At 62.7% G+C, this 26,264-nt stretch carries 27 protein-coding genes; 18 read left to right on the forward strand and 9 right to left on the reverse strand.

The window, feature by feature from the left end:
• Positions 1 to 121 precede the first annotated feature (121 nt).
• Positions 122 to 778, reverse strand: coding sequence for an alpha/beta hydrolase (locus ABIE62_RS02705; protein ID WP_354323340.1), 657 nt, complete (start codon positions 776 to 778; stop codon positions 122 to 124).
• A gap of 120 nt (positions 779 to 898) precedes the next feature.
• On the opposite strand from ABIE62_RS02705, the gene ABIE62_RS02710 reads away from it, so the two are divergent.
• From ABIE62_RS02710 to parC, 4 genes are all read left to right on the forward strand, one after another.
• Entirely contained in the window at positions 899 to 1,876 is a 978-nt protein-coding gene (locus tag ABIE62_RS02710; protein WP_354323589.1) for a cysteine desulfurase family protein, read from the forward strand.
• 105 nt (positions 1,877 to 1,981) lie between these two features.
• Positions 1,982 to 3,082: a cysteine desulfurase family protein gene (locus tag ABIE62_RS02715; protein WP_354323342.1), complete on the forward strand. Its 1,101-nt coding sequence runs from the start codon at positions 1,982 to 1,984 to the stop codon at positions 3,080 to 3,082.
• A 2-nt stretch (positions 3,083 to 3,084) separates the two neighbouring features.
• Positions 3,085 to 3,414, forward strand: coding sequence for a 2Fe-2S iron-sulfur cluster-binding protein (locus tag ABIE62_RS02720; protein ID WP_454184781.1), 330 nt, complete (start codon positions 3,085 to 3,087; stop codon positions 3,412 to 3,414).
• Positions 3,415 to 3,475: 61 nt separating this feature from the next.
• Complete coding sequence (gene parC, locus ABIE62_RS02725; RefSeq protein WP_354323345.1) at positions 3,476 to 5,782, forward strand: DNA topoisomerase IV subunit A; 2,307 nt, start codon at positions 3,476 to 3,478, stop codon at positions 5,780 to 5,782.
• Between the two features lie 89 nt (positions 5,783 to 5,871).
• On the opposite strand, the gene ABIE62_RS02730 is transcribed toward parC, so the two are convergent.
• The 6 genes from ABIE62_RS02730 to ABIE62_RS02755 form a co-directional block, all read right to left on the reverse strand.
• Entirely contained in the window at positions 5,872 to 6,384 is a 513-nt protein-coding gene (locus tag ABIE62_RS02730; protein ID WP_354323347.1) for a hypothetical protein, read from the reverse strand.
• Positions 6,385 to 6,659: 275 nt separating this feature from the next.
• Positions 6,660 to 7,844: a CCA tRNA nucleotidyltransferase gene (locus ABIE62_RS02735; protein ID WP_354323349.1), complete on the reverse strand. Its 1,185-nt coding sequence runs from the start codon at positions 7,842 to 7,844 to the stop codon at positions 6,660 to 6,662.
• Positions 7,834 to 8,460 (reverse strand): CoA pyrophosphatase, encoded by a 627-nt coding sequence (locus tag ABIE62_RS02740; protein ID WP_354323351.1) that lies wholly within the window; start codon positions 8,458 to 8,460, stop codon positions 7,834 to 7,836. Before ABIE62_RS02740 ends, ABIE62_RS02735 begins: the two co-directional genes overlap by 11 nt.
• A complete protein-coding gene (locus ABIE62_RS02745) occupies positions 8,457 to 9,011 on the reverse strand; it encodes a DUF1285 domain-containing protein (protein WP_354323352.1) in 555 nt (184 codons plus the stop codon). Before ABIE62_RS02745 ends, ABIE62_RS02740 begins: the two co-directional genes overlap by 4 nt.
• Before the next feature lie 82 nt (positions 9,012 to 9,093).
• Entirely contained in the window at positions 9,094 to 9,633 is a 540-nt protein-coding gene (locus ABIE62_RS02750; RefSeq protein WP_354323354.1) for a GNAT family N-acetyltransferase, read from the reverse strand.
• Positions 9,630 to 10,790, reverse strand: a complete 1,161-nt coding sequence (locus tag ABIE62_RS02755; protein ID WP_354323356.1) for a PQQ-dependent sugar dehydrogenase — start codon at positions 10,788 to 10,790, stop codon at positions 9,630 to 9,632. Before ABIE62_RS02755 ends, ABIE62_RS02750 begins: the two co-directional genes overlap by 4 nt.
• On the opposite strand from ABIE62_RS02755, the gene rnhB reads away from it, so the two are divergent.
• The 4 genes from rnhB (at position 10,789) to ABIE62_RS02775 (ending at position 14,854) form a co-directional block, all read left to right on the forward strand.
• Entirely contained in the window at positions 10,789 to 11,412 is a 624-nt protein-coding gene (gene rnhB, locus ABIE62_RS02760; protein WP_354323357.1) for a ribonuclease HII, read from the forward strand. The genes ABIE62_RS02755 and rnhB overlap by 2 nt on opposite strands.
• Positions 11,413 to 11,702: 290 nt before the next feature.
• Positions 11,703 to 12,785 (forward strand): site-specific DNA-methyltransferase, encoded by a 1,083-nt coding sequence (locus tag ABIE62_RS02765; RefSeq protein WP_354323359.1) that lies wholly within the window; start codon positions 11,703 to 11,705, stop codon positions 12,783 to 12,785.
• 18 nt (positions 12,786 to 12,803) lie between these two features.
• Entirely contained in the window at positions 12,804 to 13,940 is a 1,137-nt protein-coding gene (folP, locus tag ABIE62_RS02770; protein WP_354323361.1) for a dihydropteroate synthase, read from the forward strand.
• A gap of 152 nt (positions 13,941 to 14,092) precedes the next feature.
• Positions 14,093 to 14,854 carry an outer membrane protein gene (locus ABIE62_RS02775; RefSeq protein ID WP_354323363.1) on the forward strand — a complete coding sequence of 254 codons (762 nt, stop codon included), beginning with the start codon at positions 14,093 to 14,095 and terminating at the stop codon, positions 14,852 to 14,854.
• Between the two features lie 45 nt (positions 14,855 to 14,899).
• Here the strand turns inward: ABIE62_RS02775 and ABIE62_RS02780 are convergent, their stop codons facing one another.
• Positions 14,900 to 15,661: an SDR family NAD(P)-dependent oxidoreductase gene (locus ABIE62_RS02780; RefSeq protein WP_354323364.1), complete on the reverse strand. Its 762-nt coding sequence runs from the start codon at positions 15,659 to 15,661 to the stop codon at positions 14,900 to 14,902.
• 32 nt (positions 15,662 to 15,693) lie between these two features.
• Positions 15,694 to 17,130: a sigma-54-dependent transcriptional regulator gene (locus ABIE62_RS02785; protein ID WP_354323591.1), complete on the reverse strand. Its 1,437-nt coding sequence runs from the start codon at positions 17,128 to 17,130 to the stop codon at positions 15,694 to 15,696.
• A gap of 257 nt (positions 17,131 to 17,387) precedes the next feature.
• Between ABIE62_RS02785 and ABIE62_RS02790 the strand changes: the two genes are divergently transcribed.
• From ABIE62_RS02790 to ABIE62_RS02835, 10 genes are all read left to right on the forward strand, one after another.
• Complete coding sequence (locus ABIE62_RS02790) at positions 17,388 to 17,510, forward strand: hypothetical protein (RefSeq protein WP_354323366.1); 123 nt, start codon at positions 17,388 to 17,390, stop codon at positions 17,508 to 17,510.
• Positions 17,511 to 17,520: 10 nt separating this feature from the next.
• Positions 17,521 to 18,642 (forward strand): NAD(P) transhydrogenase subunit alpha, encoded by a 1,122-nt coding sequence (locus ABIE62_RS02795; RefSeq protein ID WP_354323368.1) that lies wholly within the window; start codon positions 17,521 to 17,523, stop codon positions 18,640 to 18,642.
• The gene (locus tag ABIE62_RS02800; protein WP_354323370.1) at positions 18,639 to 19,631 is read left to right on the forward strand and encodes a DUF4268 domain-containing protein; all 993 of its coding nucleotides are present in this window, start codon (positions 18,639 to 18,641) and stop codon (positions 19,629 to 19,631) included. Before ABIE62_RS02795 ends, ABIE62_RS02800 begins: the two co-directional genes overlap by 4 nt.
• 3 nt (positions 19,632 to 19,634) lie before the next feature.
• A complete protein-coding gene (locus ABIE62_RS02805) occupies positions 19,635 to 19,916 on the forward strand; it encodes an NAD(P) transhydrogenase subunit alpha part 2 (RefSeq protein ID WP_354323372.1) in 282 nt (93 codons plus the stop codon).
• 194 nt (positions 19,917 to 20,110) lie between these two features.
• Complete coding sequence (locus ABIE62_RS02810) at positions 20,111 to 21,508, forward strand: NAD(P)(+) transhydrogenase (Re/Si-specific) subunit beta (RefSeq protein ID WP_354323593.1); 1,398 nt, start codon at positions 20,111 to 20,113, stop codon at positions 21,506 to 21,508.
• A 114-nt stretch (positions 21,509 to 21,622) separates the two neighbouring features.
• The gene (locus ABIE62_RS02815) at positions 21,623 to 21,982 is read left to right on the forward strand and encodes a hypothetical protein (protein WP_354323374.1); all 360 of its coding nucleotides are present in this window, start codon (positions 21,623 to 21,625) and stop codon (positions 21,980 to 21,982) included.
• 77 nt (positions 21,983 to 22,059) lie between these two features.
• Positions 22,060 to 23,265, forward strand: coding sequence for a parallel beta-helix domain-containing protein (locus ABIE62_RS02820; RefSeq protein WP_354323376.1), 1,206 nt, complete (start codon positions 22,060 to 22,062; stop codon positions 23,263 to 23,265).
• Positions 23,266 to 23,282: 17 nt separating this feature from the next.
• Positions 23,283 to 24,278, forward strand: a complete 996-nt coding sequence (locus ABIE62_RS02825) for an SO2930 family diheme c-type cytochrome (RefSeq protein ID WP_354323378.1) — start codon at positions 23,283 to 23,285, stop codon at positions 24,276 to 24,278.
• Positions 24,278 to 25,261, forward strand: coding sequence for an alpha/beta fold hydrolase (locus tag ABIE62_RS02830; RefSeq protein ID WP_354323380.1), 984 nt, complete (start codon positions 24,278 to 24,280; stop codon positions 25,259 to 25,261). Before ABIE62_RS02825 ends, ABIE62_RS02830 begins: the two co-directional genes overlap by 1 nt.
• Before the next feature lie 93 nt (positions 25,262 to 25,354).
• Positions 25,355 to 26,059, forward strand: a complete 705-nt coding sequence (locus tag ABIE62_RS02835; protein ID WP_354323381.1) for an aspartate/glutamate racemase family protein — start codon at positions 25,355 to 25,357, stop codon at positions 26,057 to 26,059.
• Positions 26,060 to 26,264: the final 205 nt, after the last annotated feature.

Here is a 26,264-nt window from a genome sequence, read left to right on the forward strand (position 1 = left end):
GCGCCGATGCCGAGCACGAACCCTCCGGCCCCGCTCAGGTGCAAGAATACTATGCTTTCCGCCAGGAACGAAGCAGTTTCGCGTTGCGATTCAGGACGCAAAGCCGCCGGGGGATAGGCCCCTACTTGATCGGGCAATCGGGCGAGAGCCGGAAATCCAGATAATTGTTCACCGAACCCATCAATTCCTCGATCTCGTTTTCGAAGAAGTGGTTGGCGCGCGGGATTTCTTCGTGGTGGATGGTGATGTGCTTTTGCGTGCGCAGCTTGTCGACCAGTTTTTGCACCGCAATCGGCTGCACCACGGTATCGGCCGCGCCCTGCACGAAGATGCCGCTCGCGGGGCAGGGGGCGAGGAAGCTGAAATCATACATATTGGCGGGCGGCGCGACCGAGATGAACCCGCGCACTTCGGGGCGGCGCATCAGCAATTGCATCCCGATCAGCGCGCCGAAGCTGTAGCCCGCGATCCAGGTGCTTTGTGCCTCAGGGTGGATCGACTGCACCCAATCCAATGCGCTCGCCGCGTCGGACAGCTCGCCGATGCCGGAATCGAAGCTGCCTTGCGAACGGCCCACACCGCGAAAGTTGAACCGCAGGGTGGCAAAGCCGCGATCGGCAAAGGTTTTGTAAAGCCGCTGCACGATCCGGTCGTTCATGGTGCCGCCGCCTTCGGGGTGCGGGTGCAGTATCATCGCCACGGGCGCACGCGGGCGCGGCGGGGGGGAGAAACGGCCTTCAAGACGGCCTTCGGGGCCGGGGAAGATGACGGATGGCATGGACAGACCTTGTCAACGAGGGGACGCACTGCGCCGGGTGGCGCCTGCGAAAGCGCGCTCTATATAGGGACGCGCGCGCAATTCGCAATTTTTTGTAGGGGCTGAGCCATTCCGGAGCGGATCTATCTCGACCACGCGGCCACATCGCCGCTGCGGCCGGAGGCAAAGGCGGCGATGGATGAGGGGTTTGCGCTGTGGGCCAACCCGTCCTCACCCCACGCGGAAGGGCGCAAGGCGCGGGCTGCGCTGGAGGATGCGCGCGAGCGGGTGAAGCGGTCGCTGGGGTGGAGCGGGGAACTGATCTTCACGAGCGGGGCGAGCGAGGCGCTGTGGATTGCGCTGAACCGGGCCAAGGTGAACCGCCGGATTGTCAGCGCGGTCGAGCATGACGCGGTGTTTCGCGCCGCGCCGGATGCGGAGATTTTCAGCGAAGATTGCACCTTTGACGGGCGCACGATCCTGGCGGTGCAGCACGTCAATTCAGAAACCGGCACGATCAATCCGGTGAGCGATATGGTCGGCACCGTCCGGCCAACGGGTGCGCTGACGCTATCGGATTGCGCGCAATCGGCGGGCAAGCTGGCGCTGCCCGATGCCGATATGCTGGTGATTTCGGCCCATAAATTTGGCGGGCCAATCGGGGTGGGCGCATTGCTGGTGCGCGATTTTGCGATGCTTGAACCCACGGGCGGGCATGAGCGCGGCTATCGGCTGGGCACCGAGAACTTGCCGGGTGCAATGGGCATGGCGGCAGCGCTGGAGGCGGGCGATTGGGAAACAACCCCGGCGCAGCGGGCTGTGTTCGCTGAAAGGGTCGCTGAATACCGTCTCACTGTCGGGGAGCAGGTCGATTACATTGTCGCGCTGACGCACCCCACGATCAGCGCGCAGGCGTTGCTCATCCGCCTCGACGCCATGGGCTTTGCCGTGTCGGCGGGGAGCGCGTGTTCTTCCGGCACGCTCAAGAAAAGCCGGGTGCTTGATGCTTTCGGAGTGCCCGATGATGTGGCCGCGCGCACCATCCGGGTGAGTTTGGGGTGGAACACCCGCGCGCAGGAGTTGGAACGGTTTGCCGATGCTTGGGCTTCGTTATGCTAGTTCGTCATTGCGAGCGCAGCGAAGCAATCCAGAGTGTCTCGCGATACGCTCTGGATTGCCGCGCGCCTGCGGCGCTCGCAATGACGAGGGTGGGGGCGTGAACCGATGATCTACCTTGATTACCAAGCCACCACGCCGCTTGCCCCCGAAGCGCGTGAGGCGATGCTGCGCTGGCTCGGCGGGCCGGACAGCGACACGTTTGGCAACCCGCACTCGCCCCACCGCATGGGCCGCATGGCGGCGGCGGCGGTGGAGGCCGCGCGCGAACGGGTGGCGGCTTTGCTGCCTGATGATGGGAAAGTGATCTTTACCTCCGGCGCGACCGAGGCACTCAACATGGTACTGCAAGGCACGCCGGGCGATGTCATCACCTTCGCCACCGAACACGCAGCGGTGCTCGATTGCGCGCGGGTGGTGGAGGCGCAGGGGCGGCGCTTCACCGTGCTCCCCGTCCTGCCCGATGGCCGCGCCGATCTTGACGCGCTGAAGGCCGCGATCACGCCCGCAACCGGGCTTGTCGCGGTGATGGCGGTCAATAATGAAATCGGCGTGATCCATCCGCTGGCCGAGGCCATCGCTATCGCTCACGCCGCCGGAGCGCGTGTTCTGGTTGATGCCGTCCAGGCTATCGGTAGGCTCGCCTTGACCCCCTTTAGGCCCGACTACATCGCGGTATCGGCGCACAAGATTCACGGTCCAAAGGGGATAGGCGCCTTGTGGATCGCCGCAGACGCGCCGCGCCCCGCACCCCTGCTTTGGGGCGGCGGACAGGAGGCTAGCTTGCGTTCAGGCACCCTCTCGCCCGCGCTGTGCGCCGGGTTCGGCGCGGCGGCGCAGGTCGCGGCAGAAGGGATCGAAGCGCAAATGTTTCACGTGAAACATTTGGCGAACATTGCCCGCGATGCCTTTGCCGCATGGGAAGTCAACGGCAGCGTCGACCACCGCTGGCCCGGCAATCTCAATGTGCGATTAGAAGGCCTTGATGTCGCCCGCTTGATCTCAGATTGCCGCAATGTGATGTTTTCGGCAGGCAGCGCCTGCGCCAGCGGATCGGGCCGGCCGAGCCATGTGTTGAAGGCGATCGGGCTGACTGACGGGCAGGCAAAGTCCTCTATTCGGCTGGGATTTGGCCGCTATACCACGGCGCAGGACATCGAGGTCGCCGCCAGCGCGATCCTCTCTGCCGCCAAGGAGCAAGGCTTGTGAGCATCACCATCACCTTCGTCGATCCCCATGGAAAGCGGGTGGAAACGGCGTGCGAAGCGGGCGACAATTTGCTGCGCGTGGGGCAGGCGGCGGGTTTGCCGCTGGAGGGCACGTGCGAAGGGCAGATGGCCTGTTCGACCTGCCACGTGATCGTCGCCGCCGAATGGTTCGACCGCCTGCCCGCCGCTGCCGATGAGGAGGAGGACATGCTCGATTTCGCCGCCGGAGCGCGGCGCACGTCGCGGCTTTCGTGCCAGATCGAAGTGACCGCCGCGCTGGACGGGCTGACGGTCAGCGTGCCGTCAGAAAGCAATGATCTGCGGCGGATGTAATCCACTCAAGCCTGTGGAAACCCCTCTCCCTCGCGGTGCGGCGGATTGCTAGAGGGGGGCCATGTCCGACACCGTTACCACCCCGCCCGAAAACCCGTTTGATGCGATCGTCGATGCGCCGTTCGATGCCGCGCTGTCCGAACGCTACCTCGTCTATGCGCTGTCCACCATCACCGCGCGCTCGCTGCCCGATCTGCGCGACGGGTTGAAGCCGGTGCACCGCCGATTGCTGTGGGCGATGCGGCAGTTGAAGCTTGATCCATCCTCCGCGTTCAAGAAATCGGCGCGCGTGGTCGGCGATGTGATCGGCAAATATCACCCGCATGGCGATGCCTCGGTTTACGACGCGATGGTGCGGCTGGCGCAGGATTTTGCGCTGCGTTATCCGCTGGTTGAAGGGCAAGGCAACTTCGGCAATGTCGATGGCGATAACGCCGCCGCCTACCGTTATACCGAAGCGCGGCTGACCAAGACCGCGCTGGCGCTGATGGCGGGGCTGGATGAAGGCACGGTCGATTTCATCCCGACTTACAACGGGGAGGAGATCGAGCCGGAGATTTTCCCCGGCCTGTTCCCCAACCTGCTCGCCAATGGGTCAAGCGGGATCGCGGTCGGCATGGCGACCAGCATTCCCAGCCACAATGTTGCAGAAGTGATCGACGCGACGCTGGAACTGATCGACAATCCCCACGTGGAACACGAAAGGCTGATGGAACTGTTCCACGGCCCCGACTTCGCCACCGGCGGGCAGGTGGTCGACAGCGCGGCAGCTATCTGCGAGGCCTATCGCACCGGGCGCGGCAGTTTCCGCCTGCGCGGCAAGTTCCACGCGCCAGAGGCCAAGGACGCCGATGATATCGCCGCCGGGATCGAACGGCTGGGCGGCGGGCAGTGGCAGCTGGTGATCTCGGAAATCCCCTATCAGGTGCCCAAGGGCAAGCTGATCGAACAGATCGCCGCGCTGATCGGTGATCGCAAACTGCCGATCCTGGAAGACGTGCGCGATGAAAGCGATACCGCGATCCGCATCGTGCTCACCCCCAAAAGCCGCAATGTCGATCCTGAACTGCTCAAAGAAAGCCTGTTCAAGCTGACCGATCTGGAAACCCGGTTCAGCCTCAATCTGAACGTGCTCGATGCGCAGCCCGGTTTGGGGCGCACCCCGATGGTGATGGGGCTGAAAGAACTGCTGGGCAGCTGGACGGCGGCGCAGATCGACATCCTGCAACGCCGCGCGCAGCACCGGCTGGACAAGATCGCATCGCGGCTGGAACTGGTGCGCGGTTACATCATCGCCTTTCTCAACCTTGACCGGGTGATCGAAATCATCCGTTCCGAGGATGAGCCCAAGCCGCTGATGATGGCCGAATTCGACCTTACCGACCGGCAGGCCGAAGCGATCCTCAACATGCGGCTGCGGTCTTTGCGCAAGCTGGAGGAAATGGAGCTGCGCAAGGAACAGGACGCGCTGCTGGCCGAGGAGGCCGAATTGCAGGCGCTGCTGGAAAGCCCCGCCAAACAGCGCACCCGGCTGAAACGCGATCTCAAGGCACTGCGCAAGGAATATGCCGAGGATACCGCGCTCGGCGCGCGCCGTACGCTGATTGCCGAAGCCGCGCCTGCGGTCGAATTCAGCATGGATGCGATGATTGAAAAGGCCCCGGTCACGGTGATCCTCAGCCAGAAAGGCTGGATCCGCGCGGCGAGCGGCCACGTGCCGCTGGATCAGGAATTCAAATACAAGGAGGGCGACAGCCTCGCCTTCATCCTCCACGCGCAGACGACGGACAAGCTGTTGCTGGCCGCATCGGACGGGCGGTTCTATACGCTGGGGTGCGACAAGCTGCCCGGCGCGCGCGGGTTCGGCGAACCGGTGCGCACCATGGTCGACCTTGAAAGCGAAGCCGCGATCGCTGCGATGATGGTGCACCGTCCGGGCGGGCGGTTGCTGCTCGCCTCAAGCCACGGCAAGGGCTTTGTTGCGGCGATGGATGATCTGCTGGCCGAAACCCGCAAAGGGCGGCAGGTGGTGAACCTGAAAGATGGCGCATTGCTGCGGGTGATCCGCGAGATTGCGCCCGCCCACGATCATGTCGCCTGCGTCGGGGACAACCGCAAGTTGGTGGTGTTCAACCTTGAAGAACTGCCGGTGATGGCGCGCGGGCAGGGGGTGCAATTGCAGCGCTACCGCGACGGCGGGCTTTCCGACGCGATTACCTTTGTGCTGGGCGATGGCCTCAGCTGGCAGATGGGCGGATCGGGCGAACGCACCCGCACCGAAACCGAAATCCGCATGTGGAAGGTGGCGCGCGGGGCCGCCGGGCGAATGCCGCCGCAGGGTTTCCCCAAGTCGGGCCGGTTTGACTGACGCTGTAATTGAAAGGCAAAAAGGGCTGCGGATGCGATTGCAGCACCCGCAGCCCGATTACGACCCTTGTGAGGGAGCGGTCGGTAGGGTTATCCGCCCGCCTTGCGGCTAGCGGCAGCGTTGGCGATCTGATCACGCGTAACCAGCGCCTTGAGCTGGCCATCGTTATCGACCATGAAATATTCTTTCTTGAGCAAGATCGGCCCATCGGGGCTTTCCAGCGTGATTTCATCGGCCGCCAGATCAACCTCGCCCAGCGTGCCTGCCGGATTGCCGTTGATTGACACCACCGCCGCACCAGTGACCAGCGCCGCATCACGCTTGGCCGCAGCGGCAGCGAGCTGTTGATCCATCATCGCATCAATCTGTGCCGTGGTCGCGTTGACGGCATGACCCTTATCGTTTTCGAACAACAGATTGGCGGGAATCGGGGCCTTGTGCTTGCCGGTGTTGATCACGACCACCTGTTCGGTCTTCTGTTCGACCGTGCCGATCGGGTTGCCATCATTGCCATAGATTGTCGCGCCCACGTCCTGTGCGAAAGCCACTGCGGGGGTCGCAGCAAACACGGCGGCAATCAGCGCCAGCTTAACAGATTTCATTGATGTACTCCATTGTTACACGTTGCCGGAGGATTGCCGAACGGGACGACAAGCTCTGCGGGATACGGAGGATCCCAGCGACCGGTTTGGCCGCAGCGAGAGGCCAGAGAGTGTGGCCGAGGTCAATCGCAACGCTGCTGCCTTCGCGGTAGCGAATGCGGTGCATTGACCCGTGACGTGATCCTAGCCCGCGCAGGACGTGGGTGACAACCGCAAGGCACCCTTCTTGAATGCAGCCTGCCGCTCTTTAGCCCCGGTTCATCCCGCCGGACAGGTCACGTCGCGGTCTTGGCCAATTCCTCGTTGAGCAGGGTTTCGACCCGGGCAGGATCGGGAAAGCCTTCAGCGACCCAGCGTTGCTCCACCGCTTGCAACATACGCGCGACCGCCGGGCCAGTGGTAACTCCGCGTGCAACAATCGCTCCGCCTTTCAGCGGGAAGACCGGCGGCGTCCATCCAATCAGCGCGCGCGCATCGCCGCCCAGCAGCAGCAGCCGGTCAACCGCCGACGGCACTGTGACACGATAGGCAAGCGCGTGGGGGTTGGCGGTGTCGTCTGCCACGCGTTCAGCCGCGCCAATCAACCGCGCGCGCTGCGTCTTGGACAGCCGCAGCCGCGCGGCGACCGTCTCGGCGACATCGGGCGAAGGGGGGAGCAGGGCTGCCAACCGCCGCACCGGATCGGGGGCGATGGCTTGCGCGCTCTCCTGCGCGATCAGCCGGGCAAGCGCGGCAAGCTGCGCGGCGCAGGCCTCGGGCAGGATCACGCCGAGCACGCCGTGCCCGCGCATCCGTTCCAGCGTCGCGTGCGGATCGGGGAGGGCCAGCAACGTCAGCAATTCCGCCGCCACCCGTTCGCGGCTCAGCCCTTTCAAGGTGTGGGCGAGGTCTGCGCAGGCAGCCTCCGCCTCCGCATCCAGCGCCGCGCCAAAGCGCGCCTGAAAGCGGTAATAGCGCAGGATGCGCAAGTGATCCTCGGCTATCCGTTCGCGCGCATCGCCGATGAACCGCACGCGGTGCGCCGCCAGATCATCCAGCCCGCCGAAATAATCGGCAATTTCGAGTGTCTCCGGATGGGCATAGAGCGCGTTGATGGTGAAATCGCGCCGCGCGGCATCCTCTGCCCAATCGCGGGCAAAGGCGATGGTGGCGCGCCTGCCATCGGTGGCGACATCGCGGCGCAAGGTAGTGATTTCGACCGGGCCATCGGCAAGGATTGCCGTGACCGTGCCATGTTCGATCCCGGTGGGAACGGTGCGAATGCCCGCGCGGGCGCAGCGGTCGATCACCTCGGCGGGCATCAGCACGGTGGCGCAATCGACATCATGCACCTCTACGCCCAGCACGCCATCGCGAACCGCGCCGCCGACCCAGCGGATATTCGCTGCGCCCAGCGCCGCTATCAGCGCGGCAAGACCAGCGCGGTGCGGCCATTCCGCTTGGGTGAGATCACGCCGCATCGCGCAGCGCCTGTATCGCAATCCGGCGCGACAGGTTGGCGATGATCGCCGCGGTCACGCCCCAAATGCGGAAACCCTGCCATTCCAGTTCGAGGTAACGCCGGGTCGCACCGCGCCAGAACACTTCGTTCGTCGTCCAGCTTTCCGGATCGAGCAGCAGGCCGAGCGGGGCTTCGAACCATGCTTCCACCTCCGAAGGGTTGGGGGTGAGGCACAACCCCGGTGGCACCACGCCGACCACCGGCGTCACCAGAAAGCCGGTGCCAGTATGATAGACATCGCTGGTTCCGATCACTCGAACCGCATCGCGCGGCAGGGCGAGCTCCTCCTCGGCCTCACGCAAGGCGGCGGTTATCGCGTCCTCACCGGGATCGATCTTGCCGCCGGGAAAGGCGACCTGCCCCGGATGATCGCGCATCGCGCGCGGCCGCTGGGTCAGGATCACCTGCGGATCATGCGCCGCATCGGTCACCGCAATCAGCACGGCGGCAGGCGTGGTGCGGCCACCCTGTGCGAAATGCGCGTCGCTGAGCAGATCGGGGATGGGCGTGCGGTGGCCTTCGGCAAAGGCCTGAGCAAGCGGGTCGTAGATGCTGGCGGCGGGGGATGGCGTCATGGCAGCAGCGAAAACGCCTGACCTTTGCTGGTGACTTGCCAGCTATTGTCCTCGGCCCCTTCGGCCAGCGCAATTTCGGCCAGTTGCGCGTAGGTTGAGCGGTTCAACCGCGCCTCGCACCCACGCCTGACATCGAGGTAGAGCGCCGGGGCATCGGCATCGCCTGCGGCGCGCAAGGGGTGATCCGGCCCGGCGATCACGATGTCATCGGTGTTGAGCCGGAACACCAGCGCATCATCGGCGCGCACGCAATCAACCGCGATGAAGGCGGCGTCATCCACTGCGATGGTAAGTCTCTCGAATGGGGTGATCAGCCAGTGCTGGCCGCTGTCGTCGCGTTTGAGCAGCCCGGCAAAGGCGCGCACCATCGCTTCACGCCGGATCGGGCTGCCTTCGTGATACCAGGTGCCGTCCGCGGCAATTCGCATCGCGCTGTCGCCCGATTGCTGCGGTGCCCAGCCTTCGACCGGGGGCAATTTGCGCTGCGCCACTAGATCGGCGATTTCGGCCAGCGTCAGTTCGGCGAGATAGGGGGGCGGTTCATAGGGCATGGTTCGTTTAGAGCGATGCCAGAAGCTTTGCGCAAGGTGAAGGGGCTAAGCTCTGCTCCTTCTTATTATTCCCACGTTCTAATCATACCCACGGGCCCAGCATCCCTTCAGCCGGCATGGCCGCCAAACCCGCACCGCGCGCCAGCAGCCGATGCGGTTCATAGGGGCCGGGGCAGCGCCAGCCACCTGTCATTGCCGCGGAAAAGCCCCAGCGCCCATAGTATTCGGCATCGCCGATCAGCACCTGCGCCAGCGCCTGCCCGCCCGCTGCCAGCCGCGCATCTTCAGCGATCATCGCGCTCATCAAGCCGACGCCAAAGCCTTCGCCCTGTTGTTCGGGCACGACTGCCACCGGCCCGACCATCACCAACGGCACCGGCCCCTGCTGCGTCTGGAGCGCGATGGGCCAGCATTGAATCGTGGCGACCAGCAGATCGTCTTCATCCAGCGCCGCCAGGCTCAGGCCCGGCAGCCAGTCCATGCCTTCGCGGATGCGGTAGGCCGTGCGCGCGTGGCGATCCGCGCCAAACGCACGGTCAAGCACCGCCTCGATCATGGCGGGGTCAACCGCCTCCAGCGGGATCAGCGTTGCGGTGGTGGGGGCAGTGGCGGCTGTTGTCATTGCGGGGAAAGCTTCAACACCCGCGCGCCCTTGCCATCCTCGGCGATCCACAGCGCGCCGTCTGGCCCTTGCGCAAGCGAGCGCAGCCGACGGTCGAATTCATGGCGGCTGACTTCGCTCGCACTGTCACCGTCGATGGCGACTTCGACCAGAGCCTGCGAACCAAGCCCCACAATCAGCGCGCGGCCTTGCCAATTGTCGAACATTGTGCCGTCATAGATCAGCATATCACCCGGCGCGATCACCGGGGTCCAGGTAAGTGCGGGCTTGGCGAAGCCATCATCGGCGCTGTGATCAGGAATTGCGCCGCCGTTGTAATGTTCGCCATAGGAACGCACTGGCCAGCCATAATTGGCACCGCGCTGAACGAGGTTGAGTTCATCCCCGCCCGCCGGGCCGTGTTCGACTTCCCACAGGCGCCCTTGCGCATCCCAATCCATCCCCAGAATGTTGCGGTGCCCGTAAGACCAGATTTCCGCTGTCACGCCGCCCTGATCCGCCATCGGGTTGCCCGCCGCCGGTGTGCCATCAAGGTTGAGCCGGACGATCGTGCCGAGTGTATTCGATGTGTCCTGCGCGGGCTGCATTTTCTGGCGATCACCGCTGGCGATATAAAGGTGCTGGCCATCGGGCGACACGCTGATGCGGTGCGAATAATGCCCGCGCCCGGTCACCTTGGGCGTTTGCCGCCAGATCACGCTGAGGCCTTCGATGGCGCAAGTCTCGGTGCTGGCGCACACCAGTGTCCCTTTGCCAACCGCCGCCCCGCGCGTGTCATCCGCGCCCGCCTCGGCCCAGCTGAGATAGATTGTGCGCTGACCCAGAACGTCTGAGGCTTCGGCGGGCAGGAAGGCGATGTCGCCCAATCCGCCTTGCCCTCCATAGGCCACTTCGGGAACGCCGCTGACCGTGCCGATGGTTCCCGTGGCCGTGTCGATAAACTTCACCGTGCCCGCCTTTTCGGTGACGAACAGCACCGCGGTGCCGGGCGCAAATTCAATCGCCCAGGGTTCCTCAAACGTCGCCACTTCGCTGATGACAAACGGCGCGCCATCGGCTGCCGATGCGGCGGTTTCCCCGGTTTCGGCATTAGCGCAGCTTGCCAGCATCAACGCGGGTAGGGAAAGTGCAGCGGTCAGAGGGAAAGAACGGGTCATGTTTGGGGTCACTCCGGGTTTCACGGTTACAAGTGGCGGCCTTGTCATCGGGGTTGACGAGGCCGGTCGCGGGCCGTTGGCCGGGCCGGTGGTGGCCGCGGCGGTTGTGCTTGGGGTTGAGATACCCACTGGGCTCGATGATTCCAAGCGGCTTTCGCCCGCCCGCCGTGCGCGGCTGGAAACGGCCATTCGCGCAAGCTGCGGCTGGGCAGTGGCGGTGGTGGAGCCTGACGAGATCGACCGGCTCAACATCTTCATCGCGACGATGGAGGCGATGACCCGCGCGGTGGCGCGAATAACTGCCGCGATTCCTGCGCCGGTGCGCGAAGTGCTGATTGATGGCAACATGACCCCTGCCGGACGCCGTGCCGGATGGGGCTGGCCCGCGCGCGCCATCGTTGGCGGAGACGGGATCGAACCGGCGATCTCTGCCGCGTCGATCATCGCCAAGGAATGGCGCGACCGGTTGATGGTGGAGGCCGCCCGCGCGCACCCGCAATACGGGTGGGAGCGCAACAAGGGTTATGGCACGGCCGAACACATCGAGGCGCTGCGCCGCCATGGCCCGACCCCGCTACACCGCCGCAGCTTTGCCCCGGTTGCGCAGCTGACGTTGATCTGATCGGAATTTTGCACGGTTGATGGCGTGGCAGGTGAGTCCTGCGGGCCACACCGCTGCATATCGAGTCCCTTGCGCGGCGCGGGACTCAACATCTTGTGCCGGTCTTGCTTCGTTCCGCTGCGTTGATGCAGTGTTAACCATAATGCACGCATAATTAGGCGCTTGACGCGGTCTCCTCAAAGACTCATGCCTGTGGATAAGTTGCAAGCAAATCAAGTGGGGTCGATCTGGTGGGCGTTATAGAAAAGACGAAGTTGCAGGAAAAACGCGCTGTAAAAGCGCCAAAAATCATGCCTGCGCTCGATCTGCCGCTGGGCCGCATCCTGCCGGGGGACTGCATCGAAGCGATGCGCTCGCTCCCCACCAACAGCGTTGATCTGGTGTTCGCCGATCCGCCCTATAACTTGCAGCTTGGCGGCGATCTCAACCGTCCGGACGGCAGCCATGTCGATGCCGTGACCGATCACTGGGATCAGTTCGACAGCTTCCGCACTTACGACACTTTCACCCGCGAATGGCTGACCGAAGCGCGCCGGGTGCTCAAGCCCGATGGCGCGCTATGGGTGATCGGTTCCTATCATAACATCTTCCGCGTCGGAGCGATTTTGCAGGATCTCGGGTTCTGGATTCTCAACGACATCGTCTGGCGCAAAGCCAATCCGATGCCCAATTTCCGCGGCACCCGCTTCACCAACGCGCATGAAACGCTGATCTGGGCGAGCATGGGGGAAAAGGCGCGCTATCAGTTCAATTACCGCACGATGAAGACGCTCAACGATGAATTGCAGATGCGATCAGACTGGGTGATGCCGATCTGCGGCGGGGGCGAACGGCTCAAGGAGGGCGGCAAGAAAGCCCACCCGACGCAAAAGCCCGAAGCGCTGCTTTATCGCGTGCTGCTGGCGACGACGGAAAAGGGCGACGTGGTGCTCGATCCGTTCTTCGGCACCGGCACCACCGGCGCGGTGGCCAAGCGGCTGGGGCGTCAATGGATCGGCTGCGAACGCGAGGATTTTTACCGCAGTGTCGCTGAAAAGCGGATCGCACGCGAACTGCCGCTCGATGAAAGCGCGCTCACCACCATGCAAAGCGCGCGCACCGCGCCCAAGGTGGCGTTTGGCGCGGTGGTTGAAACCGGCCTGATCCCGCCGGGCACGCAGGTATTCGACAAGAAACGCCGCTGGATCGCCACGGTGCGCGCCGATGGCTCGTTGGAATGTGATGGTAAAACCGGATCGATCCATGGGCTGGGCAAGGAATTGCAAGCCGCGCCAAGCTGCAACGGCTGGTCGTTCTGGCATTACGAGGTCGGCGCGGATGTGCAGCCAATTGACGCCGCGCGGCAACTCTATCTGCTGGCGAACGAGGACTAATTCCCACAAGGGAAAGACATGACCGCCACCGTCTATCTCCACCCGCTCACGCTTGTCTCCGGCCCGCAGGCGGTGGAGGGCGAGGCCGTGCGGCTGGGTGGCAGCATGGCCTATGCCCGCGAATTTGCGCTGGTGCTGCGCCGCGATGGGGTGGTGGCTGACCGGATCATCTGCACCGCAGGCACGGTGGAACAGGCGCTGGCCAGCCTGCCTGATGCGGTGGCCGATGATGCAGCCGCGCAGTGGGCGAACCTCAACAAAGCGCACCCCCCGGTGCAATTGGGCGCGCGCACCATCCGGCTCGATCAGCCGCAGGTCATGGGTATCCTCAACGTCACGCCCGACAGTTTCTCCGATGGCGGAGCGCATGATGATGATGATGATGCGCAGGCCGGCCGTGCCCACGCCGCCGCGATGCTGGAGGCAGGCGCGGCGATCATCGACATTGGCGGCGAAAGCACTCGCCCCGGCGCTGCGGCGACTTTTGAGGATGAGGAAATCCGCCGGGTGATCCCTGCTGTCGAATATTGCGCGGCAATGGGGGCAGCAATCAGCGTCGACACTCGGCGCGCAGGCGTCCTCGAAGTGGCGCTGGCGGCGGGCGCGCATATGGTCAATGATGTCTCGGCTCTGCGATACGATCCGCGCAGCACCGAACTGGTCGCGGCGCGCGGTTGCCCCTTGGTTTTGATGCACGCGCCGGGTGCCGGTGAAGACCTGCATGCGGGCGCGGTGTATGGCGATGTGGTCAGCGAGGTGTTCGACTTCCTCAAAGCGGCGCGCGCGCGCGCCATCGCGGCGGGCATTGCTGAAGATCGCATCATCGTCGATCCCGGCATCGGTTTTGGCAAATCGCTGGCGGATAACCTTGCGTTGATTAACGCCTTGCCGTTGTTCCATGCTCTGGGCAGCCCGGTCATGCTGGGGGCGAGCCGCAAGCGGATGATTGGCGCGCTGTCGGCTGAGGAGCCTGCCGATCAGCGGCTCGCCGGGTCGCTTGCGCTGGCGGTGAGAGGGATGGAGGCAGGCGTGCATATCCTGCGCGTCCACGATGTGGCCGAGACGGTGCAGGCGCGCAATGTGTGGCGCGGTTTGCGCGACGCGGCGCTCACCGATTTTTCGACGATCCCGGCGGAACTACCTGATCGCGGATAATAGCGATCGCGGCGTGCTGTGCGTGTCGTTCCGACGATTGCATGAATCGGGTATCCAGTTGGCGATGTAACTTTGTCGGTGTGAGCGGCGAACACCTTCATGACAGTAGAAAATTGTTTCTCAGATCATTTTCAGATTTGGAGCAAGTCGTCATGCGCCTCCGCTATATTTTCATCGCATCATCTATGCTCTTTGCAGCATTGCCTTCAACTGCATTTGCTCAGGATGATGATTTTAAACTCGATGAAGGTATTTATGCTTCGGTTCGTGGCGGTGTAACATCGCCCTCCAGCAAAACATTCGACGGTATTCAGGCTCCCGCAAATGGCTCACCCGGCGTTGCCGGTGACCCTGCTACCACGCGGGTCCAATTTGATGAGGATTTCACTGTGTCTGGCGCGGTCGGGTATCAAATTCCCACGCGTCTGCTGGGTATTTTCCAACCCAGTGTTGAATTGGAATATAATTATAGCAGCCCCGATATTGATGGTGGTTCGTCCAATGGCGGTAATCAGACGTTTGGCGGCGGCGCTGACATCAACTCGTTCACGCTGAATTATCGCGCTGATGTGCGGCTCAAGGAAAAACAGACTGTCGTGCCCTATGTCGGCGCGGGTATCGGGATTGCCGATGTTGATCCCAATATCGGCTATTTCCCCAATAACGGCACGGCCACCACCGATACATTTGCCATTCGCGGCAATGATACAGGCTTTGTGCTACAAGGCGACGTGGGGTTGAGCTTCCGCCTGAATGACCGCATGGATCTGGAAACAGGCGTGCGTTATCAACGCATTTCCGGGCTTAATTTCGAACGCGAATTTGTGGCCGGTGGCGGTGAAATCTTTAATGCAGAACAGGATGGCCGCTATGAAACGGTGTCCGGCCTGGTCGGCGTTCGTATCCGGTTTTGATTTCGGCGGTCTGGCGCGGATTATTCCAGCGAAAACGACATAAAATCAGAGTGTAAAACCGCCGTCTGACACCATCACGTGCCCAGTGATATTGGCCGCAGCATCGCTCAGCAAATAGAGGATGCTGTCGGCCATCTCTTCTGAGGTGGCAAAACGGCCCAGCGGCGTGGTTTTGGCCATTGCCTTGATCGTCGCCTCGCGGCCAATCGCTTCGACCGAGGCTGTGAAATCCGCGCCGCTTTCCCAGATCGCAGTGTCCACCCCGCCGGGGGCTATCGCATTGACACGGATTCCTTTTCTGGCGCTTTCGGCCGCGGCAATGCGGGCCATGTGGGCGACGGCCGCCTTGGATACGCCGTAAGGGCCGATGCCTGGCACCGGCTTGATCCCGGTGACTGAGGCGACCACCACCACGCTGCCGCCGCGCTGCTCCATCGCCCGCAGCGAACTCGCCAATGTCATGAACGCGCCGTCCAGATTAACCGCCATCACCCGGCGCCATTCGGCCAGCGAAATCGACGCAATCGGGCCGCCCGAACCGATCCCTGCGTTGACCAAGGCATGGTCTAGCCCGGCCAAGCGGGGGTCTAACGCCTGCCACAATGCCTCATCCGCGACGCTTCCGACAATGCGGTGCACTTCGCCCGGTAAATCGAGCCCATCCAGCCCCGCGCCATCAATATCGACCAGAAACAGCCGCGCCGCACCGCGCGCCGCCAGCGCCTTGGCCGCAGCCGCACCGATCCCCGAAGCCGCTCCGGTAACGAGCGCAGAGCGCCCGGCGAAATCTTTTTGCTGAGGTGTCATGCCCGCCGAGTTAGGTCGGGCTGGCGCGCTGATCAAGCCGCGTTATCAATCCCCAGATCGGACAGCTTGCGATAGAGCGTCGAGCGTCCGATCCCCAATCGCCGCGCCACTTCGGTCATGCGGCCGCGATAATGGCCGATGGCGAGGCGGATGACGTCAGCCTCGATATCCTCCAGCGGGCGCAGGTTGCCGTCGGGGGTGTAGAGCATGATGCCCACCCCTTCATGCGCGCTCGCCACCGTGACGCTGCCTTGTTCGCCCAGCATTTCGGACAATTGCGGGAAACTGTCAGCGGTGAGCGAGTTGTCGTCGCAATAGACCGCGGCGCGGAACAACACCGATTGCAGCTGGCGGACATTGCCCGGCCAGTCATAGGCGGCGAGCAACGCCAAGGCGCTGTCGGAAACGGACAGATGGTTCAGCCCCGGTTGTTCGCCGATCCGGGCGAGGAAATGGCGGGTCAGTGCGGGAATATCACCCACGCGTTCGCGCAAGGGTGGCAGCACGATCCGGGTGCTCCCCAGCTTTGCTGCGAGTCCGGCGTTGAACTGATCGCCCGCCACCATCCGGTCGAGCCCGACATTACTGGTCACCAGCAGCCGCACATCGACCCGGAAGCCATAGCTCGCGCCGACCGGACGGATGATCCCGCTGTCCAGCGCATCACCCAGCCGCTGTTGCAGCGCCGGGGTCAGGCGGTCTATCTCGTCGAGCACCAGCGTGCCACCGTCGCAATGCTGGAATGCGCCGATCTGGCGATCAAACGCGCCGGGAAACGATCCGGGTTCATGCCCGAATAACACCGATTCGATCGACCCGGGCGGAATGCTGGCGAGGTTGATGATCCGCAGCGGCTCCTTGGAGCGCGGGCTGGCGGCGTGCATCGCGCGCATCAGCATTTCCTTGCCGGTGCCGGTTTCGCCTTCGATCAGCACATGGCCGTGGCCGCGCGCGGCCTTGGCAGCCTGTGCCAGCGCGGTGCGGAATTGCGGTGCGGTGCCGATCATCGCATCGAAATCGAGGCTGGCGGACATTTTCTCGGTCAGCGGGGCGAGTTCATCGCGCGCCGTTTCGCGGGTGGTAACGCTGCGCAGTGCCTCCATCAGCCGATCGGGCGCGACCGGCTTGACCAGATAATCGCTGGCCCCTGAACGCATCGCCTCAACCGCGAGCAGCGGCGAGGCGCTGGTGGTGAGCATCAGGATCGGCAGCGCTGGGCGGCGCGATTTCAATTCGGCGATCAGTTTGCAGGCATCGTCGCCCGGCACCCATTGATCGAGCAAAATTGCCGATAACTGCATCCCTTCGCGTGTGCCGAGCATCGCAATCGCGGTTTCGGCATCGGCGGCGACAATGGTGCGCCAGCCATCGCGCGCGGCAATCGCGGTGATCAGGCGCGACTGCGCAGGCTCATCATCGATCAGCATCACGATTCGCGCATCGCTGTGCGCGTCTGGGTGGCAATCCATCTCAGCCATCAACCTTGCCGCTCACTTTCTCTCAGCCCGGACAAGAGTCCCCGGATGACACAATCCACAGTGAATAGGGCAAGGAGGTAAAAACGGGATTAAGGCTGTTTGCAGCGATGTCCCCGCCTGTCATGAATGGTGACTTGAGATAGCGCGCCCGCTTCGATACGAGAATGTCAGACGCTCTTCGTGGGCGTGTTTTTTCGGCGACTGGACGCGCGTTTGCGGTTTGGAATGCCCAAGGGGAAACAAGGATAATGACAGTTCACGATATGGAAAAAGCCCAGGCGACCTATGGCGGGTTCATGGCCACGTTGAAATGGGCGGTGCCGATTGTTGCGGTGATCGTATTCATCATCGTTGCGCTGATCGCCGAATAAGGCGCGGCGGTTGAAAATCGCGATCCTGAAAGAACGCGCGCCCGGTGAGACGCGCGTTGCCGCCTCGCCCGAAACGGTCAAGAAATTCGCCGCGCTCGGGCTTGATGTCGCGGTTGAAAAGGGGGCGGGGGTGATGGCTTCTGTCACCGATGCGGCCTATGCAGAAGCGGGCGCGAGCCTTGGCACCGCCGCCGCAACGGTGAAGGGTGCCGACATTGTGCTGGGCATTCAGGCGCCTGACGTGGCGCTGCTGAAAGGCGCAAAGCCCGGCGCGTGGGTGGCGGCGCTGTTCGATCCCTTTGCGAAACGCGACTTGGTGGATGCCTATGCGGCCGCCGGGTTTGAGGCATTGAGCATGGAGTTCATGCCGCGCATTACCCGCGCGCAGTCGATGGACGTGCTGTCCTCGCAATCGAACCTTGCGGGTTACAAGGCGGTGCTGGCGGCAGCGGATACGTATGGCCGCGCCTTCCCGATGATGATGACGGCGGCGGGCACGGTTCAGGCCGCGCGCGCCTTCATCATGGGCGTGGGCGTGGCGGGGCTTCAGGCGATTGCCACCGCACGGCGGCTGGGCGCGCAGGTTTCCGCGACCGACGTGCGTTCCGCGACCAAGGAGCAGATCCAGTCGTTGGGTGCCAAGCCGATCTTCGTCGAGAATGTCGCCGGGATCGAAGGCGAAGGTTCGGGCGGCTATGCCACCGAAATGAGCGAGGAATACCAGAAGGCGCAGGCTGAACTGGTGAGTTCGCACATTGCCAAGCAGGATATCGTGATCACGACCGCCTTGATTCCGGGCCGCGCTGCTCCCCGGCTGATCGCCGACGCGCAGATTGCGACGATGAAGCCGGGTAGCGTGATCTTCGATCTGGCGGTGGCGCAGGGCGGAAATGTTGAAGGATCGAAGCCGGATGAGGTCGTGGTCAAGCACGGCGTCAAGATCATCGGCTTTTCCAACACGCCCGCGCACCTGCCTGCCGACGCCTCGGCGCTGTTTGCGCGCAACCACTACAACTTCCTCAGCGCCTTCTGGGACAAGGAGACCGGCAAGCCCGTGCTCGACGAGGAAATCGGCGGCGCGATCCGACTGACGCAGGGCGGCAAGGTTGTGAATGAAAGGCTGATCGGGTGAGTGCGGTTATACCGCTTGGCCGGATCGAATCAGTGGACCTTCGAAAGGCTTGGCCGGACGAGGCGAAAAACTTCACCCCATGGCTTGCCGAAGAAGAAAATCTTACACTTCTCGGGGATATCCTCGGTCTTCGTTTGGAACTGGAGGCTGTTGAAAAACAAGTAGGACCGTTCTCGGCCGATATCCTTGGTAAGGATATTGTGAGTGGCAAGTGGGTTCTGATCGAAAATCAAATCGAAGGGACTGATCACAGACACCTAGGGCAAATCTTGACATATGCCGCAGGTTTGGATGCTCCGATTGTTGTATGGGTTGCCCGAACTTTCCGTGAGGAGCACCGCGCCGCTATCGACTACCTCAACAGAATAAGTGACGAAGATCACCTTTTTTTCGGACTTCAGGTTGAGCTGCTGAAAATTGGGGAAAGCGCTTTTGCTCCCAGTTTTTCGATCGTTGCAAAGCCGAACGACTGGTCGAAACAAAGTGCTGCGGCCAAGTTTGCCGTTGACGACGTGCTGACGCCGACTCAAGCCCTCTATCACGAGTATTGGGCAGCATTAATCCAGAAGGCCGCAGGTGTATATCCAGCGCTGGCGGCTAGAAAGCCCTACAAGGGAAACTGGCAAACTGGCGAGAGGATCGGCAATGGAAACGGCTTTTCGGTAGATGCGAACGCCTGTTTTGCAAGCGGCAATAAACTCAGGGTTGAAGCTTATATCAGTGGCGTGGCTGCGCCTATCGTGTTTGAGCAGCTTTGTGAGAGGAAAGCGGAGATTGAGCACCTTATGGAGCAAGAGCTTTCATGGGAGACCTTGCGGGGCCACGAGAAGCGAATCGCTCTCTATATGCCGGGCACTCAGAACAAAGAGGACAAGGGTCGGTGGGTTCATCAGCATGATTGGCTCTTGAAAAATTGGCCTAAGATGACTGAGGTTTTTCGTCCGATGATTGCGCAAATCCACATTGGCGAAGCAGAGGGTGGTGATTGACCAATGGACTTCATCTCAATCCTCTCGATCTTCGTGCTGGCCTGTTTCGTGGGCTATTACGTCGTCTGGTCGGTGACCCCGGCGCTCCACACGCCGCTGATGGCGGTGACCAATGCGATCTCCTCGGTGATCATCGTCGGCGCGCTGATTGCGGCGGCTGAGGCGCAGAGCCCGGTCGCCAAGTATCTCGGCCTGTTCGGGGTGGTGCTCGCCAGCATCAACATTTTCGGCGGGTTCGCGGTGACGCAGCGAATGCTCGCGATGTACAAGAAGAAGGAGAAGTGAGGATGGGGCGCTTCTCTCAGACTTCGTCATTGCGAGGCGACGCAGTCGCCGCGGCAATCCATGGACCGGCGATCGCCAAGCGCGGTTCGGCCATGGATCGCTTCGTCGCTTCGCTTCTCGCGATGACGATCTTATTGTTCGCGACCCCGGCCTATGCCGCAGGCGGCGGCGAAGGCGGCACGCCTGCCTGGGCGATGCTCGCTTACCTGATCGCGGGCGTGTTCTTCATCCTTGCGCTGCGCGGGCTGTCCAGTCCGGCGACCAGTCAGGCGGGCAACCGCAATGGCATGATCGGCATGGGAATCGCGGTGGTGACGACGCTTGTCACCCACGACATTGCCAACATTGCCGAGACCGGCATCGCGATTTTCCTTGGCGGGATCATTGGCGTCACCGTCGCTCGCCGCATTGCGATGACGCAGATGCCAGAGCTTGTCGCAGGCTTCCACAGTCTCGTCGGCCTTGCCGCGGTGGTGGTGGGCTTTGCCGCGTGGCTGAACCCGGCGGCGTTCGCGATAACCGATGCGGCGGATCAGATCCTTCGCGTCAGCCGTGTGGAGCTGGGCCTTGGCATCGCCATCGGGGCGATCACCTTCTCGGGGAGCGTCATCGCCTTCCTGAAATTGTCGGGCCGGATGAGCGGTTCGCCGATCATGCTGCCGGGGCGGCATGTCATCAACCTGGGCACGCTGATTGCGATTCTGGCGCTGATCGGGATTTACACCATCTCGCCCGAAGGCGGCGCGGGTGAAGGCTATCTGGTGATTGCCATCGCGGTGTTGGCCTTCATCATCGGTTTCCTGCTGATCATCCCGATTGGCGGGGCGGATATGCCGGTGGTAGTGTCGATGCTGAACTCCTATTCGGGCTGGGCGGCGGCGGCGATGGGCTTTACGCTGGGCAATTCGGCGATGATTATCACCGGCGCACTGGTCGGCAGTTCGGGCGCGATCCTCAGCTACATCATGTGCCGCGCGATGAACCGCAGCTTCATTTCGGTGATCGCAGGCGGGTTCGGCGCAGCGCCCGATGCAGGCGGAGCAGGCGGCGCGCGCGAACAGCGGCCCTATAAACAGGGTAGTGCGGAAGACGCGGCCTATATGCTCGAACAGGCCGAAAGCGTCATCATCATCCCCGGTTACGGCATGGCGGTGGCGCAGGCCCAGCACGCGCTGCGCGAAATGGGTGATAAGCTCAAGGAAAAGGGTGTGGACGTGAAATACGCCATCCACCCCGTCGCAGGGCGGATGCCGGGGCACATGAACGTGCTGCTCGCCGAAGCCAGCGTGCCCTATGACGAGGTGTTCGAACTCGAAGACATCAACTCCGAATTCGCGCAGGCCGATATTGCCTTCATCATCGGCGCGAACGACGTGGTAAACCCGGCGGCCAAGACCGACAAATCCTCGCCGATCTACGGAATGCCGGTGTTCGATGTCGACAAGGCCAAGCAGGTGTTCTTCATCAAGCGGTCAATGGGCGGCGTCGGCTATGCCGGGGTCGATAACGAAGTGTTCTACATGAACCAGACCGTGATGCTGCTGGCCGACGCCAAGAAGATGGTCGAGGAAATCGTCAAATCGCTCGATTAAGCATCGCGCCGAAAAGTGGGAACCGGTTTTCGGCTTCTCGGCGATGCGACAATAACTGAGCATCGCGCCGAAAAGTGGGAACCGGTTTTCGGCTTCTCGGCGATGCGACAACAAATGAAGGCACAGCCGCTGATGCGCAAGCTGATCATCCTTTTTCTGCTGCTCGCCGTGCTGGCGGGCGGGGCGGTGTATAGCGGCCTAGCCAACCCGCTGATCGAACGGCAGGTTGCGGGCGCATTGGTGCAGGCAGGCGTCAATGAACAGCGCGCCGATTGCATGGCGGGCCGCATGGTTGACCGGCTGAATGTGGTGCAATTGTGGAGGCTGCGACAGGGCATGGCCCCGCAGGAAGGCGAACCAACATCGGGCTACGGCCTCGGCGAGTTGATCAAGCGCGTGCGCCGCACTCAGGATGGCGAAGCGGTCGCCGTGTTGACTACCAGTGCGGGCCTGTGCGCGCTGGGTATCGGCTGACGCTGCAACCCGATTACGCGGCCCTTGCAATTTCCCTTCCGCTTGCGCCACACTGCTGGGCGAAGAGGGAGAACATCATGAAACGTCTGGTCATGGCCGCTGCGCTGCTGGCTTCTGCCGCGCCGCTTGCCGCCGAAATCCACACCATTGCGCCGGGCGAAGGCGCTGCCGAACGCTTGCAGGAGGCGCTGATCCTTGCCGCACCGGGGGACGAAGTCGTGCTCGAAGCGGGCCGGTTCGTGCTGACTGACGGGCTGAGTCTGGATGTTGACGGGGTGACGGTGCGCGGGGCGGGGCCGGCGCTGTCCATTCTCGATTTCACCGCGCAGGCGGGCGCGGGTGAGGGGCTTTTGGTGACGTCCGACAATGTCACCTTGCGCGATTTCGCGGTCGAGAATCCCAAGGGTGATGGGATCAAGTCCAAGGGCGCAGATAATATCGTCTATCATCGCATTCGCGTGACGTGGACCGGTGGGCCGAAGGCGGAAAACGGCGCATACGGCATCTACCCGGTCGAAAGCACCGGGGTGCTGGTGAGCCATTCGGAAGTCTCCGGCGCTTCGGATGCCGGGATTTACGTCGGCCAATCGTCAAAAATCACTGTGCGCAATTCGATTGCGACCGACAATGTCGCCGGTATCGAGATTGAAAACAGCCGCGATGCGATCGTCACCCAGAACTATGTCACGCGCAATACCGGGGGCATTCTGGTGTTCGATCTGCCCGGCCTGCCGGTGATGGGCGGCGGCAATGTGCTGATCACCAACAACTTGGTCGCAGGCAACAACACCCCCAATTTCGCGCCGCCCGGCAATATCGTTGCAGGCGTGCCGCGCGGCACCGGGATCATGGTGATGGCGAACGAGCAGGTGTGGATCGAAGACAACGTGGTGCAGGATAACCCGACCGCGCCGTTCATGGTGGTCGCTTACACGCAAGAGTTTGATGATGCGCGTTACAATCCCTTCGCGCGCGCAGTGGTGATTGCGAATAATGTCGTTGATGCTGGCGCGACCGATCCCGATTTCCCCGGCGGCGCGATGCTGCTCGCCGCGTTTGGCGGCACGCTGCCGCCGATCATGTGGGATGGGTTGCAACAGGATGCCGATACGCCGGCATTGCTGACCATACCGGGCAATCCCGGCTGGTCGCTCAATCTCAGCCGTCAGGGGCAATCTTTGGCTGAGGCGCAGCCCGGCCCGCTCGATGTGCCAGCTTACGGCCAGCCGTGGGCGATGGACGGGATCGGCGCACCGGCTGAACTGGAGGCGCGGCTGAAGTGAGGCGGGGGCTTGCCCTGATGGCTGCCGCTAGCGCTACGCTGGGCGCAGCGCTGACCCACGCCGGGGTGACGCCAGCGGTGGCGGTCAATGATGCGGCCATTCTGGAGGAGGGCTTCGCGCGCACCCTGTCGGAATATGGTTTCTTCGCCGATGGCGCGCAGCAGCTGCCGGGTGCGGGGGTGACGCCCTATGCGCTCAACACCCCCCTATGGTCAGATGGGGCGGAAAAGCTGCGGTTTATCTATCTGCCCGATGGCACACGGATGACTGCGGACGCAGACGGCCTGCTGCAATTCCCGGTGGGCGCGGCGATTATCAAGACCTTTGCCTTTGGCGAGGGGCCGGAACGCCGCTTGATCGAAACCCGCCTGCTGCTCCACCGTGCGGATGGCTGGACGGCGCTGCCCTATCGCTGGAATGCGGAGCAGACCGAGGCCACGCTGGCGCTGGCAGGCGGGCGGATCGATCTGGTGACGCCTGCGGGGGAGGCGATTTCCTATGCCATTCCCAACAAGAACCAGTGCAAGGCCTGCCATTCGAAGGACGGCGTGGTGATCCCGATTGGGCCGAAGGCGCGCAATCTGCCGGCTGAATGGCTGGGTCAGATGGCGAAGCGGGGCGCGCTCGACACGGTGCCTGCGGGTGCTGACAGCCTGCCCGATTGGCGCAATCATGCCACCGGCCCGGCAGCGCCGCTGGCGCGGGCTTACCTCGATGTGAACTGCGCGCATTGCCACCAACCGGGCGGCGGCGCGTCCAATTCAGGGCTTGATCTGCGCTGGGAACAAGATGATCCCCACGCCATCGGCATCATGAAACGCCCGGTCGCCGCCGGGCGCGGGGCAGGGGGGCATGAGTTTTCGATCCTGCCTGGTGCGCCCGACCAATCAATCCTGCTGTACCGCATGGACTCAGCGGAGCCGGGCATCGCCATGCCCGAAATCGGAAAGTCCAGCGTTGACCGCGAAGGCTCGGCGGTGGTGCGGCGTTGGATTTTGGAGATGCAGCAATAATGAAATGGTTTGTTCGCGGGGTTCTGGCGCTCATTGCGCTGCTGGTGATCGCCTTCCTGATTTTCCGCACGCCCGATACCGATGCGGCGGAAATGCGCGCCAAATATGGCGGGGCGCCTTCGCAATTCGTCGATATTGGTGGCGGCGTGACTGTCCACCTGCGCGATGAAGGGCCCAAAGATGCGCCCGCGATTATGCTGCTCCACGGATCGAACGCCGATCTGCACACGTGGGAACCGTGGGTTGCTGCACTGAAATCGCAATACCGGGTGATCCGTTTCGATCAGGTCGGCCACGGGCTGACTGGGCCCGATCCGGCGCATGATTACAGACGCGCGAATTATGTCGCCGATATCCGCGAAGTGGCTGACACGCTGGGGCTGGAACGCTTCATCATCGGCGGCAATTCGATGGGGGGAAAGCACGCGCTGGCCTTTGCGATTGCGCACCCGGATCGTGTTTCCGGGCTGGTGCTGGTCGATGCCAGCGGCGGGCCGATGCCGCAGGATAAGGCCGCCAAAAAGAACAGCGGCGGCGGCAATATCGGCTTCAGAATTGCGCGGATGCCGGGGGTCAATCGGCTGGTCGAACAGATTACCCCGCGCAGTCTGATCGCGCAGAGCCTTGAACAATCCGTCTCGCTCAAATCGATCATCACCGAACCAATGATCGATCGCTACTGGGAACTGCTGCGCTATCCCGGCAATCGCCGCGCGACATTGAAGCGTTTCAGCCAACCGCATGAATCACTGACCGAGGCCGAGATTGCCGGAGTGACTGCGCCGACGCTGATCCTGTGGGGCGAAGATGACCGGCTGATCCCGGTCGCCGCCGGGCAATGGCTGGCCGAGGTGATGCCGACCGCACAGATCACCGTCTATCCGAACATCGGCCACCTGCCGCATGAAGAGGCACCCGCCGCAACGCTTGGCGATCTTTTGCCGTGGCTTGCTGAGCACGCTCCGGTGCCAAACGCGCAATAATCGCGCACCGGCTTTGTTGCGCACTGGACGCGCGCAACGCTTGCGCTTTACACCGTCTCGCACTTGCACACAGAATCGAAGGAAAAGCCGGCTTTGCGCAAACTCGGGATCATTGGCGGCATGAGCTGGGTGTCGACCGCGACATATTACGATCACATCAATCGCATTGTGCAACGCCGCGCTGCGCCGATGGCCTCTGCTCCGCTGCTGATCGAAAGCCTCGATTTCTGCCAGCTTTACGCCTTGCGCGAAGAACGCGACTGGCAGCGTGCGGCCAGCGTGCTGATCGACAGCGCGCGGCGGCTCGAAGGCGCGGGGGCGCAGGCGCTGATCATCGGCGCCAATTCGATGCACCGGCTGTATGATGATGTTGCCGCTTCGGTGGACATCCCGATCCTGCACATTGCCGAATATGTCGGGCTGGCGATGAAACGGGCGGGCAAGACCAACGCAGCGCTTCTGGGCACGCGCAACGTGATGACCGAAAGCTTCTATCGCAAGCGGCTGGTTGCCCACGGCATCAACCTTTTGCCGCCCAACATGAAATATGTCGAAGCGCTCGACCGGATCATCTATGATGAATTGATGGTCGGAAAAGTGACGCGAGAGGCCCAGCGCACATTGAAAACCATCATCACCAACAAGGCGCAGGAAGGCGCAGGGGCGATTGTGCTGGCCTGCACCGAGCTTGATCTGGTGGTTGATATTGATGCGAATGTGCTGCCGGTGTTCGACAGCACCCGCATCCATTGCGAGGCGGCGGCCAACTGGATTCTTGAACAGGAAGCGGGGCAATAATCTGTGCTGGTCGCGCTTAGCGAATAATTCACCCATTTGTCGGGTTGCAACGGTTTAACTGGTCGGCTACGCGCTTGCACGGATTTTGTCGCGGAAACGCAACTGGCATTTTCCGGGTCTTTCGGGTCGCACCGACAGGCCCTTGGGGCCACCCTCCTTCCCCCCCAACCACCGGAGGGTGGCCCCATAATCCGCGATGTCGGCG

Origin of the sequence: Porphyrobacter sp. MBR-155 (assembly GCF_040547625.1) — a bacterium.
Classification (GTDB): Bacteria; Pseudomonadota; Alphaproteobacteria; order Sphingomonadales; family Sphingomonadaceae; genus Erythrobacter.

Excerpts from the sequence above, each read along its gene's own strand:
- ABIE62_RS02705 (WP_354323340.1), bottom strand. The coding sequence starts at position 778 with ATGCCATCCGTCATCTTCCCCGGCCCCGAAGGCCGTCTTGAAGGCCGT.
- ABIE62_RS02715 (WP_354323342.1), top strand. The coding sequence starts at position 1,982 with ATGATCTACCTTGATTACCAAGCCACCACGCCGCTTGCCCCCGAAGCG.
- parC (WP_354323345.1), top strand. The coding sequence starts at position 3,476 with ATGTCCGACACCGTTACCACCCCGCCCGAAAACCCGTTTGATGCGATC.
- ABIE62_RS02730 (WP_354323347.1), bottom strand. The coding sequence starts at position 6,384 with ATGAAATCTGTTAAGCTGGCGCTGATTGCCGCCGTGTTTGCTGCGACC.
- ABIE62_RS02735 (WP_354323349.1), bottom strand. The coding sequence starts at position 7,844 with ATGCGGCGTGATCTCACCCAAGCGGAATGGCCGCACCGCGCTGGTCTT.
- ABIE62_RS02740 (WP_354323351.1), bottom strand. The coding sequence starts at position 8,460 with ATGACGCCATCCCCCGCCGCCAGCATCTACGACCCGCTTGCTCAGGCC.
- ABIE62_RS02745 (WP_354323352.1), bottom strand. The coding sequence starts at position 9,011 with ATGCCCTATGAACCGCCCCCCTATCTCGCCGAACTGACGCTGGCCGAA.
- ABIE62_RS02750 (WP_354323354.1), bottom strand. The coding sequence starts at position 9,633 with ATGACAACAGCCGCCACTGCCCCCACCACCGCAACGCTGATCCCGCTG.
- rnhB (WP_354323357.1), top strand. The coding sequence starts at position 10,789 with ATGTTTGGGGTCACTCCGGGTTTCACGGTTACAAGTGGCGGCCTTGTC.
- ABIE62_RS02755 (WP_354323356.1), bottom strand. The coding sequence starts at position 10,790 with ATGACCCGTTCTTTCCCTCTGACCGCTGCACTTTCCCTACCCGCGTTG.
- ABIE62_RS02765 (WP_354323359.1), top strand. The coding sequence starts at position 11,703 with ATGCCTGCGCTCGATCTGCCGCTGGGCCGCATCCTGCCGGGGGACTGC.
- folP (WP_354323361.1), top strand. The coding sequence starts at position 12,804 with ATGACCGCCACCGTCTATCTCCACCCGCTCACGCTTGTCTCCGGCCCG.
- ABIE62_RS02775 (WP_354323363.1), top strand. The coding sequence starts at position 14,093 with ATGCGCCTCCGCTATATTTTCATCGCATCATCTATGCTCTTTGCAGCA.
- ABIE62_RS02780 (WP_354323364.1), bottom strand. The coding sequence starts at position 15,661 with ATGACACCTCAGCAAAAAGATTTCGCCGGGCGCTCTGCGCTCGTTACC.
- ABIE62_RS02785 (WP_354323591.1), bottom strand. The coding sequence starts at position 17,130 with ATGGATTGCCACCCAGACGCGCACAGCGATGCGCGAATCGTGATGCTG.
- ABIE62_RS02790 (WP_354323366.1), top strand. The coding sequence starts at position 17,388 with ATGACAGTTCACGATATGGAAAAAGCCCAGGCGACCTATGGCGGGTTC.
- ABIE62_RS02805 (WP_354323372.1), top strand. The coding sequence starts at position 19,635 with ATGGACTTCATCTCAATCCTCTCGATCTTCGTGCTGGCCTGTTTCGTG.
- ABIE62_RS02810 (WP_354323593.1), top strand. The coding sequence starts at position 20,111 with ATGCTCGCTTACCTGATCGCGGGCGTGTTCTTCATCCTTGCGCTGCGC.
- ABIE62_RS02815 (WP_354323374.1), top strand. The coding sequence starts at position 21,623 with ATGAAGGCACAGCCGCTGATGCGCAAGCTGATCATCCTTTTTCTGCTG.
- ABIE62_RS02820 (WP_354323376.1), top strand. The coding sequence starts at position 22,060 with ATGAAACGTCTGGTCATGGCCGCTGCGCTGCTGGCTTCTGCCGCGCCG.
- ABIE62_RS02825 (WP_354323378.1), top strand. The coding sequence starts at position 23,283 with ATGGCTGCCGCTAGCGCTACGCTGGGCGCAGCGCTGACCCACGCCGGG.
- ABIE62_RS02830 (WP_354323380.1), top strand. The coding sequence starts at position 24,278 with ATGAAATGGTTTGTTCGCGGGGTTCTGGCGCTCATTGCGCTGCTGGTG.